This is a genomic window from Streptomyces sp. P1-3 (assembly GCF_050613155.1).
Lineage (GTDB): Bacteria > Actinomycetota > Actinomycetes > Streptomycetales > Streptomycetaceae > Streptomyces.
Genome location: NZ_CP192512.1, coordinates 6,781,279 through 6,798,343, shown reverse-complemented (window position 1 = coordinate 6,798,343; position 17,065 = coordinate 6,781,279). Strand labels below are relative to the sequence as shown.

The window sequence follows — 17,065 nt, the reverse complement described above, 5'->3', positions numbered from 1 at the left end:
CGGGGACCGTCGCCGGGCCGCTCTCGGCCGTCTCGCTCATGCCAGGCCCGCCTCCCGCGCCGCACCGAGCCTCGCGGCCAGTGTCTCCAGCACCTGCTCGACCTGGTCGAGAAGGTAGAAGTGCCCACCGGGGAACACCTCCACGGTGGCTGTGCCAGTGGTGAGTTCCCGCCACCGCTCCAGCAGCGCCACGCCGACTCCCGGGTCGCGGTGGCCGCCGAAGGCGGTCAGTGGAACACGCAGCGGCCCGCGTTCGACGTACTCATACGTCTCGCATGCCGCGAAGTCGTCTCGGAGCACCGGCAGCAGCAGCTCGAGCAGTTGGGGGCTGTCGAGCAGGTCGGGAGCGGTGCCCTCCAGGTTGATGACGTGTTCCAGGAACTCCTTGTCGGGGAGCGTGTGGACGGGGTTCGCCGCACGCGCGTGCGGGGGTGCGTACCCCGATACCGCCAGATGCGCCGGCGGGCTCCCCAGCCGGGCCAGCTCATTGCTGAGGTCGTATGCGAGCAGTGCCCCCATGCTGTGCCCGAAGAAGGCGAAGGGGACGGCGCCGGCGCGGGTCACGACCGGCTCGAGCAGACGCTCGGAGAGACGGCGTATCGAGCGTTCGGCGGGCTCGGTGAACCGGCCTTCGCGGCCGGGGAGCTGAACGGGCACGACCTCGATGCGCGGGCCGAGGAGCCGCTGCCAGTCGCGGTAGGTCGACGCACCCGCGCCCGCGTGGGGCAGGCAGAACAGGCACAGTTCCGGGGTGCTGGTCATGGGCTGGCCGGGGAACCACGGCGACACTGCGGACGGTTGCATCCGGATTCCTTTCAGAGGCGCTAGCGGGACGCCACGAACAGGCGCCCTGTGGGGAAGCCGAGTTCGACGATCGCGACCTCACGAAAACCGGCGGCCTTGAGCTTGTCGGACCACTCCGATTCAGTGAGCAGCTTTCGCCTCATGAACTGCTGGTGGTAATAGGTGACGATGGCGCTGAACCGGCGCTCGCGGTCATTGCGCAGATAGGGAACGGCGTCGGTGATCGCCATGATGCCGCCGGGCCGCAAGGCGTTCCGGCAGTTGGCCAGGACGGCATCGGCCACGTCCTCCTCCTCCGGCATCATGTCGTGGAAGACGAAACCGGCATGGATGACGTCGGTGTCCGCGACGGGCGCGGGGTCGGTGGCGATGGACTGGATGGGCCTCTCGATCACCGTGAGACGGTCGCCGACGCCTGCCTGTTCGCCCGCCGCCTCGGCAGCGCGACACGACGGCCCGTCCAGGTCCAGCCCGATGCCGGTGCATCCGGGGAACTTCCGCAGTACCTCGATCAGCAGTCGGCAGGTGCCCGATCCGAGGTCGGCGATCCGCTCCGGCTTGCTGGCGGCGATGACCTCCAGGGCTGCCGGGTAGAACGCCATCGAGCCCATCCACTGGGAACTGACGGCGACTTGGCGGCCGTCGCGGAGGTAGGCCCCGCTGCCCTTGTCGGGGTTGCAGAGGTATTCACGGGCGTTTTCGATGAACGGCCGGTTGGCGTTCATCACCCAGGACAGATAGCCGGCCTGATGCCGGACCCGCTCGAAGTCCGCAGCCGTCACGAAGGCGCCGGACCCGGTCGGCTCGATGATGCCCGCGGACTCCATCGCCGCCAGATAGCCCGCCGTACCCGCCTGGGGCAGATCGGCGTGTGCGGCGAGCTCCTGGACGGTGAACTCCTTTCCGGGGACGATACGGTCGAGAAGGCTCAGCCGGTCTCCCATTTCCAGCAGCGCGGCCACCGCCGCCAGGGCGGGGGCGTCTCCGCTGGCCTCGATCTCGTCCTTGAGTTTCCGCGTTCCCGTACTGAGCGCTTTCATGGGTTCCCCTTCATCGAGTGCAGGTCTGTCGGTGTCTCCCAGGAGTGCGTCACCACGCGGCCAGCGCGGCCAGTCGGCCGATCCCCGCCGTGAACTCCGCGGGCTCCATCGCCTGGAACGGAAGTCGCAGGAAGAGCGTCCCTTCCGGTGGCGCAGTCCCGTCGGGGTAGAACGCGGAGCCGCGGGTGAGCGCGACTCCCGCATCGCGCGCGGCGGCCAGGAAAGTGGCCTCCCCGGTCTTCACCGGAAGGTGGACGGTGACGTAGTAGCCTCCTTCGGGAACGGCGACCAGCACCTCTCCGAGCTGCGCACGGACCGCTTCGACAGCGGCGTCGAGACGCGGTGCCATGAGCTGCCGCACGCGCTCGACATTGCTCCGCAGCAGATCCTCGGCCAGGCACCTGACGGCGATGGCCTGGCTGAGCGGGGCCGGGGAGAGATAGACGCCTTCGGCCCGGTCCGCCAGCCGGCGCACGAGGGCGGGGTCGCCGATGACATAGCCGATACGAAGGCCCGGGCTGAGCACCTTGCTCAAAGAACCGATGGCGATCACCTGACCGCTGGTGTCGAGCTCGGCGAGCGACGCCGGAGCCGTGCCGGTGTACCGCAGTTCCCGGTAGGGGGTGTCCTCCAGCACGGTGAATCCGTACGCGGCCGCGAGGCGGAGGAGCTCACGGCGCTTGGAACCGTTCATCGTGACGCCGCTGGGGTTCTGGAAATCGGGGATGGTGTAGAGGAGTACCGGGACTTCGCTCTCCAGCCGCCGCGCCAGCTCGGCCGTGTCCAGCCCGTCGCTCTCCAGCGGTACGCCGACGACCCTCGCACCGTGCCGTTGGAAGATCTGGACCGCCCGGTCGTACGTGGGGGCCTCGGCATAGACGACATCACCAGGGTTCACCAGGTGCGCCGCCACGAGGTCGAGGGCCTGCAGCGAACCGTTGGTCACGAAGATCCGCTCCGGCTCCGTGGCGTGGTGCGCGGCAAGCTGCCGGCGGAGCTCCGGGTCCCCGGCGTATCCACCGATCGGCGCGTACTGGAAGACCCGGTCGCGCTCGGTGTCGAGTACCTGCTCGGTCAGTCGGGCGATACTCACGGACGGAATCGCCTCAAGAGGCGGGATTCCGCGGGAGAAGTGGAACAACGTACTGCCCTCCAGTCGGGTCTGTCCTCAAGCCGGAGCCGGTCCTGCCCGGCCGGCGTGCCGCGGACGCGCGAGCCCTCAGTCCGAGCGGGCAGCGTGGCCCGGCGCCGTCGCCGCAGTGACGTACGAGGAGTCGAGATCGGCCACCCCCGCCGCCCCCAACTGCCGTAGCGCGTCGTCCAGCTCCTGCCTCAGCAGGGTGAGTACGGCGGCGACCCCAGCCTGGCCCGCCAGCCCCAGCCCCCACAGGTAGGGCCGGCCCACGCACACCGCGTCCGCTCCCGACGCGAGGGCCTTGATCACGTCGGTTCCGGATCGCACACCGCCGTCGACGAGGACAGCGCAGTCCCGCCCGACCTCCGCTACCACCCCTTCCAGGGCCGCCAGGCTCGATACGACGTCGTCCAGCTGGCGGCCACCGTGGTTGGAGACCACGATCCCGTCCGCCCCGAGGTCCACGCACCGGCGGGCGTCGGCGGCGCGCAGCACTCCCTTGACGACGAGCGGGACGGCAGTGCGCTCACGGATCCAGGCCAGGTCGTCCCAGGTGACCGGGTAGCGTTCGATGCGCGCGGAGGCCGGGATGGGGCCCTCGAGGATTCCCAGCTCTCTCAGCGTCCCGAATTCGACGTCGGACGGAGTGCGGAAGCCCGAGCGCGCAGCCGCGACCCGCCGCGCCGGATAGTGCGCGTCCACGGTGAGGACCAGGGCTCGGGCCCCGGCCGTCTCAGCCATGGCGAGGGTCTCGGCGATACAGGCCCGGCCCTCGTAGGCGTACAACTGGAACCAGCATCCGTCCTTGACCGAACCTGCGATCTCCCGGAAGGGATAGTGGCTGTCGCTGCTCACGATGGAGACGGTGCCGGCCTCCTGCGCCGCGCGCGCGGTGGCGAGTTCGGCGTCCGGGTGCAGGAGCCGCTGAGGGCTGATGGGGGCGAGGAGGACCGGCGTGGAGAGGGTCTGCCCGAACAGGGTCACCTCGGTGTCAGGATCGCCTCGCGTCTCGGCGAGCACGCGCGGCACGAGTCGCAGCGCGTCGAATGCGGCACGGTTGCCCTCGACCGTCCGCTGCGCGCCCGCTCCTCCGTTGATATAGGCCCTGACCGGTTGACTCAGCGTCAGGTCGACGGCTCGTCCGAACTCCATAACGCACAGCAGTGCCGTGAGATCCATGAATGGTTGTCCCCAGTACGCAGTGGAAGCGGCCTATTCGTCGACGGCGATCTCGTCGAGGAGTCCCGCGATGGTCGGCTTGAGGTAGAGCGCGCGGGCGGGGACATCGATGCCCAGATCCCGCTGGATGTCGGCCAGGAGATGCGCGGCGAGCAGTGAATAGCCGCCCATGTGGAAGAAGTTGTCCTCGATACCCACCGGTTCGACGCCGAGGATCTCGCCCCACAGCTCCGCCAGCCGCCGCTCCAGGGGAGTGCGTGGCGGTACGTAAGCGTGGGCGTCGGCCGCCGGGGGCCGGTGCGCCGGCGGGAGCGCACGCCGGTCGAGCTTCCCGTTCCGGTTGAGCGGGAGTTCCGGGCAGGTCAGGACGGCCCACGGGACCATGTAAGGGGGCAGTTCACCGCGGAGCGCCGTGGCCAGGCGCTGGCCCAGTCCGCCGAGGTCCGGCGCGGGCACCCCGTCCTCCGCCACGACGTAAGCCAGTAGCCGCTTGGTCCCGTGCCGGTCCTCCTGGACAACGACCGCGGCGGCGCGGACCTCGCGGTGGCGCGTCAGAGCTGCCTCGATGTGGCCGAGTTCCACGCGATATCCACGGATCTTGACTTGCTGGTCCACCCGGCCGACGAACTCCAGGGAGCCGTCGGCGAGTCGGCGGACCAGGTCGCCCGTCCGGTACATCCGGCCGCCGGGTTCGGTGGCGAACGGGTCGGCCACAAAGCGTTCCGCCGTAGCCGCGGGCCTACCGATGTAGCCGCGGGCGAGTCCGTCGCCACTCGCGTACAGCTCCCCGCACACCCCCACGGGCACCGGGTGCAGCGCGGCGTCCAGGACGGCGATACGGGTTCCGCGGATCGGCCGGCCGATCGGAACGGGGCCGCGATGGCTGCCCCGCACGGTCCAGCACGTCGTGTACGACGTGTTCTCGGTAGGCCCGTAGCCGTTGGTGAACGTCAGATGCGGGTGGGCGCTCAGCAGCCGCTCGACGTGGCCGGGCGAGGCGACGTCACCGCCGGTAAGCACATGGCGGACGGTGCGGAAGCACGCCGGTTGCGAGGTGACCATCTGGTTGAGGAGGCCGGTTGTGAGCAGCAGGACCGTGACTCCGCGGCTCTCGATCTCCCTCGCGAGCCGCTCGAGGTCCGAGGGGTCACCCGGGTGGACCGCGAGCCTGCCGCCGTTGAGCAGGGGGCCCCAGATCTCGATGGTGGAGGCGTCGAAGGCGACGGGCGCCAGCGTGAGGAAGACGTCATCGGGGCCGATGCGGACCCAGTCCGGGCCGCGCAGCAGCCGGGCGACCGCTCGGTGTGGTACCCCGACGGCTTTCGGCTCACCGGTCGAGCCCGAGGTGCAGCTCACGTACGCCAGATGGTCCGGGGTGACCGCGGGCTGCCCGCCGGCCACCGCCGAGGTGGCGTCCGCGTCCTCCAGTTCGGACGGCACGACGGTCGGTACCACGGTGTTGACCTTGTGGCGGAGGTCCTCCTCCGCGACCGTCAGCACGGCGTCGGCGGATGCCAGCAGCTGGGCGCAGCGGACGGGCGGATCGCCCGGGTCGAGGGCCAAGTAGCAGGCACCCGCCTTGAGCACGGCCAGCAGGATGACGACCAGCCTCGCCGAGCGCTCATGGGCGACACCGACGACATGGCCCGGCCGCACACCGCGGGCGGCAAGGGCGTCGGCGAACCAGTCGGAGCGCTCGTCTAGTTGCCGGTATGTCAGGGCGTCGGGCCCGCACACCACGGCTTGGGCGTCGGGGCGCAACCGGGCCTGCCGTCTGACGAGTTCGTGGAGGCACTGCGCCTCCTCGGCGGCGGATCCGTCGCCGTTCATCGAGGTGACGCGCGCCATCTCCGCGGCATCCAGGAGAGGAAGCACGGACACGCGGACGTCCGCGTTCCGGCGGCCCGACCTGGCCGCGCTCATCAGCTCTTCGGTGAGAAGGTCCGCATCCTCGGCGCTGCCGTTCGTAACCGCCGTGGCGGCAAGCCGCACCCGGCCGGCCCCGTCGGCAACGGCACGCACCAGAGGAACGGCAGAGGCCCCGTCCGCGGCCTCTCGCACGGTCACGCCATCACACCGCGCGGCGTTCGTGAAGGAGAACCGGACGTCGATCTCCTCGTCCTTGGCCGACAGCTCCCGGCTCCCCGCCGCCGCCAGCTCCCCCATCGACCGCCCCAGCTGCTCAGCCAGCGCCCGGAATGTGGGGTCGCCGTCGAGGTCGGCCACCAAACGGCCCGATAATGGCTCGCCGGCCGGACCTGCGATATCACAGCACACCGTGACCCGGTCGTTCCCGGTGCGGCGGTGGAATAGCGCGACTGTCGCCGTGAGCGCCGAAATCACCGCCGGTGGTACCGGGATTCCCGGAAGCTCATCCGGTATCGATTCATGCCCTTGTCCGGGGTTCACGGTCCACGCCTCCTTCGGCCGAAAAGCAGATGTGCGAGTTCTTCCTTGCTCATACGTTGGCGCCATCACCAAGTAGCACGGGTGGCGGGCCGAGACGGGGCCTCCGCCCGCCACCCGTCCGTCAGGGTTCCGAACCGGCTGCCATCCGGTTCGGAACTCCTGTCGACCATTCGGAACTACTGAAGACAACTGCTTTGTGAAGAGCCGATGCTCAGCGGTTGGTTCAGCAGCCGCACTCGGTCGTGAGGGTGCAGACCCAGCCGCTGCTCAGCACGTTGTGCGCGGACTGGTCCTCCCGGAGCTCCGCGAGGGAGAGCTCGCCGAACCCGGAACCCGCCGGGTTGGTGGCGGCCTGGGCGTCCTTCCACATCTTCGCTTCGGTGCTCATAACATCCTCCGTTGTTGTTGAAACACCGACCGCCCGCATACACAAACCGGCGATGCGGGCGACCGCTCGCTCTCCACCCTGCACAACAGTTGTAGTGAATCTGTAGCAGCGCAGTAGCACCCCTGGTCAGCGGATGTCGCACCATCCCCGCACTCGAAATGGAAGGCCGTGGTTATCGTGGCCAGGTAGGCCCTTGCGGTAATGTGCGGACCCCCTGAGGCCCACCATGCAGAACACACCAGGAGTCCGCCTTGATTTCTCCCACGGAGTTTCCCGAGGTCGCGATAGGCGCGCACGATCGGCGTGCGATTTTCGGACTGGCGACCCGGGCCGCACCCTGCTTCTCCGCCTATCAGACCGAATTGAGCGACCTGCTCAACGAGATTCCCGCCGCGTTACATGAAAGCCTGCGCCAGTTGACCTTCTCCACACATGAGTCGGGATATGTCATCTTTCGAGGCATAGCGTCACCGGACACCCTGCATCTGCCCAGCACCCCAACGGAGCGCAGCCCGCGGCTCCTGCAGCATCATTGGACGGCCGGTCTCCTGCTGCTCACGGCCGAGCTGCTCGGATCACTCATCGGATACGCCGACGAGAAGGACGGCGCACTGATCCACGATGTGCATCCGGTCAGGGGCGAGGAGGAACGCATAGAGAACAGCGGGTCGGTCGAGTTCGACTACCACACCGAGAACGTCCACCACCCACTTCGGCCCGACTACCTGGGGCTGCTCTGCCTCCGCCAGGACCACGACGGCCGGGCCAGGCTGCGGGTCTCCTCCGTGCGCCACGCCCTCAGGGAACTTCCCCCGCACCATGTCGCCGAGCTGCGGAAGGAGAACTTCTCCAGCCGGCACCCGACCTCCTTCACTCAAACCATCGGAGGCGTTCCGCCGACGACCCGGCACCCCGTGTTGTTCGGCAGCGAGCGGGAGCCCTGCGTCCGGTTCAACGCCCACCACACGAAGGCCGTCGGTGCGGCGGCGAACTCTGCGCTCACAGCTCTCGCCACCGCCCTGCGCCGTGCGGGGCAGGAGCTGGACATCACCTCCGGCGACCTGGTTGTTGTCGACAATCACACGGCTGTGCACGGCCGTTCGGCATTCACACCGCGCTATGACGGTCAAGATCGGTGGCTGCGCCGCTTCTACGCCTTGAGAGCGCTACCCGAAGGGATGGCCGCATCGATGCCTCGGCCGCGCGTGCTGCCCCCACTCGACGGGGCATGGCCGGCCACCGGCGGCCCATCGGCCTACCGAGGGCAGGCATGACGGTGCACAGCGGGTTCGTCGGCACGCGGCTGGCGGCGGGGCGATGACGGGCCGTGCGGACCCTGCCGGGGTCGCCGGGCGCATCGCCTCGGCTGCTACCCTCGCTTCCTCGCTCCGTGGCATCCTCACCCTTTCCACACAGCCGGGCACGATCTCCTTGGCCGGCGGAATGCCCGCGCCGGAGCTGTTCGACGCCGAGGGCATCTCCGCTGCCTACGCCCGCGCGCTGAAGGCCCCCCGACGCGTTCTGCAGTACTCGACCACCGAAAGGGATCCGCTGCTCCGCGAGACCATCGCTGCGCGACTCTCCCGGCGTGGCCTTGCCACCGCGGCGAACGATCTGGTGGTGACGACCGGTGGGCAGCAGGCGCTTTCACTGCTCGCCGCCGCACTGTTCGCGCCGGGCGATGTCGTTCTGGTCGAGGACCCGACCTACCTCGTCGCCCTCCAGTGCTTCCACCTCCCCGGAGCACGGGTGATTCCCGTGCGGTGCGATGAGTACGGTGTCGAACCGTCAGCTCTGGAGAAAGCCGTCCAGCGTCACCGGCCGAAGCTCCTCTATCTCATCCCGAACTTCCACAATCCGACCGGCAGGACCATGTCGGCCACGCGCCGCGGGGCCGTGGCCTCTCTCGCGGAGCAGCACGGATTCTGGATCGCCGAGGACGACCCGTACGGCGAGCTCCGGTACGCGGGGCAGACCGAGCAGTGGGTCGCGGCCATGCCGGAGGCTAGCGACCGGACGGCACTCCTCGGGAGCCTGTCCAAGCTCATGGCGCCGGGGCTGCGGCTCGGCTGGCTGCGCGCGCCCGCCGTGCTGCGCCGGGCCTGCGTCATCGTCAAGGGGGCCACCGAATGTCCACTCCTCCGCGGTCGACCAGGCGGCCGCCGCCGGCTACCTGGTCGACCTTGGCCTCGACGCCCATCTGGGACGGATCCGCGAGGCGTACCGCGGCCGCCGGGACGCATTGTTGACCGGTATGCGGCGGGTGCTGCCGGAGGGGAGCCACTGCGGCCGTCTGCTCGGCGGCATGTTTGTCTGGGTCCGGCTGCCGTCCGGCTACGACACGACCGTCCTGCTGTCTCGGGCAGCGGTGCACCAGGTCGCCTTCGTACCCGGAGAACCGTTCTTCTGCGGGCCGCCGGACCGTGCGACGATGCGGCTGTCCTTCCCGACCCATCCCCCGGAGACCATCTCGGAGGGGGTGCGACGGCTGGGGCTCGCCCTTGCCGAAGTCTCCAGCGGTCTGCGTGCCGAACAGGTCGCAGATCGGTAGCCGCGCCCCTGATCGCCTTGCCCCTGGGGCCGGATGATCAGGGCGGTGCGGGCGTCAGTCCCCCTCGAAGCGCGCCCAGTCGCCTTCTCTACGGGCAGCGAGCCCCCGTCGCACATCGGAGGTGCTCAGGCCCCGGAGGAACATCTCATGCTCCTGCCTCATGTGCTCCGAGAGTGTATTGGCCGCGCTCACGTCGATCAGCTCCTTGCCGGCCCGGACGACGTGCGGCGCCAACTCCGCGAGCAGAACGGCCTGCTGGAGGGCGGCCGACAGCAGTTTGTCGCGTGGGACGACGGCGTTCACCAGCCCCAGCTCCATCGCGCGCCGCGGCCGGATCACCGCCTGTTCCAGGATGATCTCCAAGGCTCGGGCGTGGCCGCGATACGGGGAAGGAACCAGCTAACACCGCCATCGGTGGAGGCGCCCAGTCGGCCATAGGCCAGGTTCAGCGACGAGCGGTCCGCGGCGATCCGGTGGTCACAGGCGAGAGCGAGCGCCAGGCCGGCCCCGGCGACCTGCCCGTTCAGCGCCCCGACCACCGCGCACCGCAGCCCCCGCATGCTCTGGACCACAGCGGCGAGGCCGTCCAGTTGGTCCCGCCAGTGAGCGGCGGCACCGATCGGACCCGACTCCAGGCTATGGTCCAGTTCGGTGACGTCCGCGCCAAGGCAGAAGGAGGTCCCCGCCCCGGTGAGGACCACCGCTCTGGTCCGCTTCTCGCACGCGACGGCGGAAAGCGCGTCGGCGAGACCTCCGAGCATGGGGGCCGTCAGAGCGTTCCCGTTCTCGGGCGTATCCAGCGTGATGACGGACACGGGCCCGTCGGACTCCAGCCGTACCGGGCCGTCGTCGGCCGTCATGCGGGGCTGCCTGGGGTGTCCGCCCCCACAGCGTGAACGCATCCCTTCCAGTCGACGATGGCCGCGCCCCAGGTCAGGCCGGCTCCGAAGGCCGTCAGGGCGACCGTGGCGCCAGGCACAAGGCGGCCGTCCCGCTGCGCCCGGGTCAGGGCCACGGGTATCGACGAGGACGAAGTGTTGCCGACCTCGTCGACCGTCACCACGACCCGGTCCATGGGAACGTCGAGTTCCCGCACCAGGGCCGAGATGATGCGCGCGTTGGCCTGGTGGGTGACGAACAGGTCGACGTCCTCGACCGCCAGCCCGCGTTGCAGGCAGACGTCCCGGCATCCCTCGGCCATGGCCTCCAGAGCCGCCTCGAAGACAGCGGGGCCGTCCATCCGAACGAGCCGGTCGGCGTGCTCGATGTGCAGGATGTGCAGGATGTGCCCAAGGTTGCGGTCCGAGCCGAGTCGCGATACGGGGCGGCACCTGCCGTGCCCGCAGTCCTCGTCCGCGGTGACGACGACGGCTCCGGCGGCGTCGCCGAAGAGGGGCCCGGTGGACCGGTCAGTCATGTCGGTGATGCGGAACACCGCGTCAGCGCCGCAGACCACCACACAGCGGTACCGGCCCGACTCCACCGCCACGTGGGCGTAATCAAGGGCGTACATGAAGCCGGTACACGCGGCGTTGAGGTCCACCGCTCCAACCTTCCGGGTGCCCTGCCTCGCCGACAGTTCCGCCGCCAGCGCGGGTGACACGCGGTCGGGTGTGAGTGTCGCGGCAAGTACGAGATCGACATCCTCGCCGTCCCTGCCGGCGTCTGCCAGCGCGTCGGCGGAGGCGTCAAGGGCCAGGCCGTACAGCGTCTCGCCCTCCGAGAGCCATCACCGCCGGTGGATCCCGAGGCGCCGGACGATCCGCTCACCGGTGATGGCAAGGGAGACGAAGTGGTCGTTGTCCACGACACGTTGGGGAAGGGCTGAGCCCGTCCCGCTGATCAATGCCCGCATATCAGCGCGACTCCGCCCGGCTACCCCATCTGACATCTCCTCGACCAGGGCGGCCAGGTCGTCGACGGTCGAGTAGGGATCCAGCCGGGCGAGCTTGAGTTCGATGCTCCACTCCTTGCGGATGGCGATGACCAGCTCTACCAAGTTGAGCGAATCCAGACCCAAGTCCGCTACGCGTGGCAGTCCCTTCACACAGGAATGACCGGAAAGGTCACCGAATTTGCGACGCCAATTAACCGTAACCCACAGTAGCTCTTTGCGGAAGGATTCCAAGAGGGCTCAAGCAACCTCAACTCCGCACCAACTGAGCGGAGTTGATCCATCCCCTGGTAGCATGCGCCGACAAGTAGCCTTTGCGGCAGTGTGGAGTGGTGCCGGTGTTGTCAGTGATTCGCTCGACCATAGAGGCGGTATACGAACGCCGTCTGGCCGCCAAACTCAAGGGCCTCCCGCACCCACAGCACGTCGGCATCATGCTCGACGGAAACCGCCGGTGGGCTCGTGGCGCCGGGTTGGAAGACCCCCGTGAGGGATACCGGGTAGGCGGTGCGAAGGCCGTCGAGTTCCTGGGCTGGTGCGCGGACTCCAGGATCGAACACGTCACGCTGTTCATGCTCAGTGACGACAATCTGCATCGTCCCGCCGAGCAGCTGGGCCCACTGATCGAGGTCATCGAAGAGACGGTCGGCAATATCTCCCAGCCGGGCCATCAGTGGGAGGTCGAGATCATCGGCTCGCTGGACCTGTTACCCGGCAGCACTGCCGCGTCCCTGAAGAGTGCCGCCCAGCAGACGTCGGGACGCGGCGGCCTCAAGGTGGACGTCGCGGTCGGGTATGGGGGTCGCCGCGAGATAGTGGACGCAGTGAAATCGGCATTCGAGGCGCATCGTGCCGCAGGCATGGATCTGACCGATTTCATCGAGACCTTCAACGAGGACCACATCTCCAAGCACCTCTACTCGTCAACGGGGCGCGACAGCACGGACTTCATCATTCGCACATCCGGCGAGCAGCGCCTGTCCGGATTCCTGCTGTGGCAGTCGGCGTATGCCGAGATTCATTTCGTCGACTGCTTCTGGCCTGCTTTCCGCCGCCTCGACTTCCTCCGCGCCCTGCGCGCGTATGCCAGCCGAGATCGTCGCTACGGACGCTGAGTCCGCGACTCGACCGCCGCATTCTCCCGATAAGATCGCGCCACGTGCTCGCGATGGCAAGGGGGCGCCCGGTCCGGGCGCCCCCAGCAGCCGGGAGATTCACCGGCCGGGGCCCGTCACACTGCCGTTCCGCATTCCGCAGCGGCCCTCCATACCATCAGGGCCGGATCGCCCTTCAGAATCGCCTGTTCCAGCTTACGGAGGTTGACTCCGGGTTCGATCCCGAGCTCTTCGACCATGCGCTCCCTTGTGGACCGGTAGACGTTGAGCGCATCAACGGTACGTCCGCAGCGATAAAGGGCCGTCATCAACTGGTGTACCAGCCGCTCTCTCATACAGTAGATCGCTCCCGTAGCCATGATGTCCTCGACGATTTCGGCGTGCTTGCCGAGTTCGAGTCCGATGGCGAAGCGCTCCTCTACCGCAGTGAGATAAAGCTCTTCCAGCCGTGTCTGCCCGAAGGATCGCAGCGGACAGTCGCACAGATCAGTCAGCGGAGTGCCGCGCCACAGGGTCAGGGCTTCATCAAGTGTCTTCGCGGCTTCGACCAGGTTCTCACGACCCAGCTCCCTTGAGCGCTGCAGCATGTCCCGAAACCGCTCCACATCGATCTCGCTGCGGTCGGCAACCAGGCGGTACCCACCCGATTCCGTGTGGATGCGATTGCTGGGAAGCAGCTGACGTAATCGCTTGATGTAATTACGCATGGTGGCTCCTGCGGTCACTGGCGGGCGGCTTCCCCATATCTGGTCGGTCAACTCGCTTGAAGGAACGATATATCTGGCTCTCAACGCAAGGGCAGCCAGAGTGGTCCGCAGCAAGGGGGCACCGATCGACACCGTGGCGCCACCGTCGTCCAAGACCTCCACCGTTCCCAAGAGTCGTACTTCCAACAGACGCCTCCATGTCAGCAAAGGCGGGGAGCGGAGTCCCATATTCCGCATTTCCCCCCATGCGGCTGTTTTCATCCCATGAACATCATATGTCAAATTGGGCCGATCGCCGGGGTTTTTGTTCGCATGTTCATTTGAGGCGGCAGAACTTGTTCCGGCGATGGCCACCGCGGCCGGATTGGCACCATTGCCACACGCCGGAGCGGCGCTGGTGCACGAAGTGTCACCAGCGCCGCTCCGGCGAGAAGGAGGAACTTGCGAGTTCGGTCAGCGCACGACTGCGGGGCTTTCTGCGAATTGCAGGGACAGCACGCTGGGGATCCGCCCCGGTGCCGCCAGTCGCATGAGGCCCAGACAGATGCCAGCCGTTCCGATCATCACGCCCGGGACATCAACCAGCCCCGCCGGAATTCCGCAGATGGCCCCTGTCTTCTCCATTCGCGCCAGGGTGCCCTGCGCGATGTCGTCTCTCGTTCGGCGCCAGTGGGCCGCCCGGCCAGCTTCCGGCATCACCTCGCCGGCGAGTGTGAACAGTTCAAGGTTCCCGAAGTCTCCGTGACACAGGCTGTGGTTCTGCCCGAATCCCCCCTCGTAAACAGCCTGCAGTGCGGTCTCCGCCTCGGCGTACAGTCCGCTGTCGTCCTGGTGACGTGAGATCAGCAGCCGGGACAGACCAATGCCCGCACCGCCGTTGCACCACCAGCCCGCGGGTTCGGGGGCTCGGGAGATGACGCCTTGCTCCTGGCGCAGATCCCGCCAGCGCCGCTCCTCCGGCAGGAACAGCCTCCGGTCGAACTCCACCGCCCTCCAGCCCAGCACTCGCAGGTCGGGCACGTCGAGCGCGGTCGCGAGCTCGAACACGGCCCAGGCGATACCGGCCGACCCGTGGGAAAGGCCCCCCATGGGCGCGGAGTTCGGCGCCGGCTTCCAGCCCGCGGCACCATTCACGTCCACGCTCATCTCCTGGAGTCGTTGCGCGCACACCTCCGCTGCCTCGCGGAACTCGGTGCTCGCGTACCGCTGTCGGAGGCCCAGTGCGACGATCGCGCTTCCGGCGAGTCCACTGATGAGGTCCGGTGAGGCCTCTTCTTTGACCACCCGCAGCAGCAGGCCAGAGGCTTCTTCCACATGGCCGCGGTAGGTGGGGTCGCCGGTGGCCGAGGCCACCTGATCCAACGCGTACAGCAGGCCGGCGATGCCGTCGAAGGCTCCTGCGGGCTCGTTCAGCCTGTTCTTCTGCGCATCCTTGAGATGGGCCAGAATCGGGACGGTGCAGCGCTGCGCGAGATCGAGGTACCGGTCGTCGGCGAACAGTTCGGCGGCGTGCGCGAACATCACAGCCAGGCCGGCGAGGCCGTCGTACAACGAGGTACCGACGGGCTTGTAGGTGAGGGAGTCCTCCTGCCCTCCGTCCAGACTCACGCCGAGCCAGCTGCAGTCATCGGCCCCGAGAATGGCCTGGTCCGCGAGTTTCGTCGCGAGCTGTCTGGCGGCAGAGGCGGCGCGGTGCACCGCGTATGGCGGGGCGTCCTCCTCGGGATGCCAACGCGGCCGGCTTCCCCCGACCAGCAACGTGCTCATGGTCTCCCGGATGATGCGCTCCTGGGCACGCCGGTATTCTGGCGTGAAGCTGGCGAGCCGCTTCCGCATCGCGATGATGCTGGGCTCGGTGAAGTAGTCGCGCACCGTTCCATAGCCCGGCGCACAAAGGTCCTTGCTGCTGGCATGGGTGCGGAAGCAGGGAATATCACCGTGCACGATCTGGCGCTTTTCGAGCTCAATGACCGGCATCAGGTCAGGGCGTGTTTCGGCAGTGGCCCACAGCTTGTCCAGCAACCGCTCCCGCTCGAGTGCGTCCCTCAGATAGTCGGGATGGTAGCTTTCCGTCAGGAACAAGGAATATCGGCGAGTCTGCCGGGGAAGATGACGGATCTCGACGGCAGCCGCTGAGTCAAGTATCTCGCGAAAGACTTGTTCATTCTGCCTGACGATGCCGTAGGCTTCACCGAATCCCGAGACGATCTCTTCGGTGTACTCTTCGGGCCGGACCTCGACGCCGTGACAGAACGGCCTGTTCTTGGCCTTCCCCAGGGCGGTGCTCCGCGCTTCGATCCGCATGGTGTCCGCATAGCTGTCGACAACAGTGGGAATCGGTCGTGAGGTCTCCTGGGAGATCCCGCCGTTGATCGCGCTGAGGTCCACTCCCCTGGCTCTGCGATCACCGAATACGCGGGCGGGAAGCATCCCTGTGGCCAGGACACCCTCGAACAGTTGACGCATCGCGCGCTGATGGGCGGTGTCGCCGCCCCCCTGGACCGTCGGGTGCTGGAAGATGGTCTCCATATCGATGGGGACCGGGTACGAACCTGATGCGATGACGTTCTCCATGTGGAAGTCGATGGCCCCCAGATACAGGAGAATCGCCAGCGAGCTGCCGATTCTCCAGTAGAACGACCCGACGTCCTGGGGAGAGGAGCAGGGCTGGTGCGCGATGAACTCGCACCAGCCGTAGCCGTCTCGTTCGACCGCTGAGACGGCGATGTTGTGGTGGCGCGGCTCGTAGCCGTTGACTGTCCCGACGATGGTGCCGTACAGCACCTCCGCTGCCACCGAACGCGGCTTGTAGATCAGACGTCCGCCGTCGTCGAAGATCAGCAGGGCGACGGAGCGGCCCTGGTGATGGTTGTCGCCCAGATCGAGATCGATGTCGACGAGTGACCGGGCTCCGGGACCGATGAGGCCGTGAGCACGCAGCGTCGTCTCGTCCGCCATCAGACGCATGAGTACTTCGCTTATATGGACGGTCCATTGCTGCGCACACTCAACCATCGAGCGGCCGAGGACCGGGTACTCGGCGAACAGTCCAGCCAGGTAGTCCTCATCCGACAAGAGCTGCCGGGCATAGAAGTCGTACCGGTCCTCAGGAGTGTCACCCTGCAGTTTCCCGTCGACGCGGGCGACGTTCAGTTCCAGGATCAGCGTGCGGGCGCAGATCTTGAGCAATCGATTCGCCAGCGATCCGAGAAGTTGCTCGCGCAGCCTGCCTGCGACGCCCCGCAGGGCAGGCTGAGAGTTCGGCAGACGGACCAGCAGGCGCCGTTCGTAATAGGCGAGGAAACTGCCTATCAGCGCCTCGAAGGGAAGCCTGGGGAAGCCGTATCCGTAGAGTCTGGTCCGAATCCCGGAGAAATCGACCCCAGGACCGTGCAGGACCTCTGCGAGTTCATCGCCCCAGGAAACGGATTCCGGTGCGACTGAGAAGGCCGCCTCCGCGTCGATCAGCGCACTGAATGTTTCCTCTGTGATATCGGAGTGGTCCAAGCGGTGTCGGAACGTCTCCCGGGAGAGGAATGCCGAATCGCGCCATTCCTTCAGCTTCGCAGCCGTTCCCTCTGGAACAGCGCCCGCCTGGATAGCTCGCTCGTGACTGTAGGCCGCTTTCTTGGCATGCGTGAGCGCGATTCCGCGAGTGCCGGTCATTTCTCCGTATGCCTCGTCTTCTCAGCGTGACGGTTCATTGAGTCAAAACGGGTGGCGGGCCGAGACGGGGCCTCCGCCCGCCACCCGTCCGTCAGGGTTCCGAACCGGCTGTAATCCGGTTCGGAACTCCTGCCGACCATTCGGAACTACTGAAGACAACTGCTTTGTGAAGAGCCG

General features: G+C 67.6%; 12 protein-coding genes and 2 pseudogenes. 3 read left to right on the top strand and 11 right to left on the bottom strand.

The features are described from left to right. Nucleotides 1-36 precede the first annotated feature (36 nt). The 6 genes from ACQUSR_RS29105 to ACQUSR_RS29080 all read right to left on the bottom strand — a co-directional run bounded on the left by ACQUSR_RS29105 (nucleotide 37) and on the right by ACQUSR_RS29080 (nucleotide 6,955). Nucleotides 37-804: a thioesterase II family protein gene (locus tag ACQUSR_RS29105; protein ID WP_431045568.1), complete on the bottom strand. Its 768-nt coding sequence runs from the start codon at nucleotides 802-804 to the stop codon at nucleotides 37-39. A 20-nt stretch (nucleotides 805-824) separates the two neighbouring features. After that, nucleotides 825-1,844 (bottom strand): methyltransferase, encoded by a 1,020-nt coding sequence (locus ACQUSR_RS29100; protein WP_431045567.1) that lies wholly within the window; start codon nucleotides 1,842-1,844, stop codon nucleotides 825-827. A gap of 49 nt (nucleotides 1,845-1,893) precedes the next feature. Then, complete coding sequence (locus ACQUSR_RS29095) at nucleotides 1,894-2,937, bottom strand: PLP-dependent aminotransferase family protein (RefSeq protein ID WP_431045566.1); 1,044 nt, start codon at nucleotides 2,935-2,937, stop codon at nucleotides 1,894-1,896. Between the two features lie 126 nt (nucleotides 2,938-3,063). Next, a complete protein-coding gene (locus tag ACQUSR_RS29090; protein ID WP_431045565.1) occupies nucleotides 3,064-4,158 on the bottom strand; it encodes an alpha-hydroxy acid oxidase in 1,095 nt (364 codons plus the stop codon). 33 nt (nucleotides 4,159-4,191) lie between these two features. Further along, nucleotides 4,192-6,384 (bottom strand): amino acid adenylation domain-containing protein, encoded by a 2,193-nt coding sequence (locus ACQUSR_RS29085; RefSeq protein ID WP_431045564.1) that lies wholly within the window; start codon nucleotides 6,382-6,384, stop codon nucleotides 4,192-4,194. A 406-nt stretch (nucleotides 6,385-6,790) separates the two neighbouring features. Then, a complete protein-coding gene (locus ACQUSR_RS29080; RefSeq protein WP_431045560.1) occupies nucleotides 6,791-6,955 on the bottom strand; it encodes a hypothetical protein in 165 nt (54 codons plus the stop codon). 251 nt (nucleotides 6,956-7,206) lie between these two features. Here ACQUSR_RS29080 and ACQUSR_RS29075 point away from each other — a divergent pair, with 251 nt between their 5' ends. After that, nucleotides 7,207-8,229 carry a TauD/TfdA family dioxygenase gene (locus tag ACQUSR_RS29075; RefSeq protein WP_431045563.1) on the top strand — a complete coding sequence of 341 codons (1,023 nt, stop codon included), beginning with the start codon at nucleotides 7,207-7,209 and terminating at the stop codon, nucleotides 8,227-8,229. Between the two features lie 43 nt (nucleotides 8,230-8,272). After that, a pseudogene (locus ACQUSR_RS29070) lies at nucleotides 8,273-9,506 on the top strand (PLP-dependent aminotransferase family protein). 54 nt (nucleotides 9,507-9,560) lie between these two features. Here the strand turns inward: ACQUSR_RS29070 and ACQUSR_RS29065 are convergent. The 3 genes and pseudogenes from ACQUSR_RS29065 to ACQUSR_RS29055 form a co-directional block, all read right to left on the bottom strand. Beyond that, nucleotides 9,561-10,366, bottom strand: a pseudogene (locus ACQUSR_RS29065) (enoyl-CoA hydratase/isomerase family protein). Continuing rightward, nucleotides 10,363-11,214, bottom strand: a complete 852-nt coding sequence (locus ACQUSR_RS29060) for a beta-ketoacyl-ACP synthase 3 (protein WP_431047915.1) — start codon at nucleotides 11,212-11,214, stop codon at nucleotides 10,363-10,365. The pseudogene ACQUSR_RS29065 and the gene ACQUSR_RS29060 overlap by 4 nt, the downstream one beginning before the upstream one ends. Nucleotides 11,215-11,235: 21 nt before the next feature. After that, nucleotides 11,236-11,526, bottom strand: coding sequence for a phosphopantetheine-binding protein (locus ACQUSR_RS29055; protein ID WP_431045562.1), 291 nt, complete (start codon nucleotides 11,524-11,526; stop codon nucleotides 11,236-11,238). Nucleotides 11,527-11,738: 212 nt separating this feature from the next. Between ACQUSR_RS29055 and ACQUSR_RS29050 the strand changes: the two genes are divergently transcribed. Then, nucleotides 11,739-12,515: an isoprenyl transferase gene (locus tag ACQUSR_RS29050; protein WP_431047913.1), complete on the top strand. Its 777-nt coding sequence runs from the start codon at nucleotides 11,739-11,741 to the stop codon at nucleotides 12,513-12,515. A gap of 116 nt (nucleotides 12,516-12,631) precedes the next feature. Here ACQUSR_RS29050 and ACQUSR_RS29045 read toward each other — a convergent pair whose 3' ends face one another. Further along, on the bottom strand, nucleotides 12,632-13,450 hold the full coding sequence (locus tag ACQUSR_RS29045) for an AfsR/SARP family transcriptional regulator (protein WP_431047911.1): 819 nt from the start codon (nucleotides 13,448-13,450) through the stop codon (nucleotides 12,632-12,634). A 225-nt stretch (nucleotides 13,451-13,675) separates the two neighbouring features. Then, nucleotides 13,676-16,888 carry a type 2 lanthipeptide synthetase LanM family protein gene (locus tag ACQUSR_RS29040; protein WP_431045561.1) on the bottom strand — a complete coding sequence of 1,071 codons (3,213 nt, stop codon included), beginning with the start codon at nucleotides 16,886-16,888 and terminating at the stop codon, nucleotides 13,676-13,678. Between the last annotated feature and the right edge of the window lie 177 nt (nucleotides 16,889-17,065).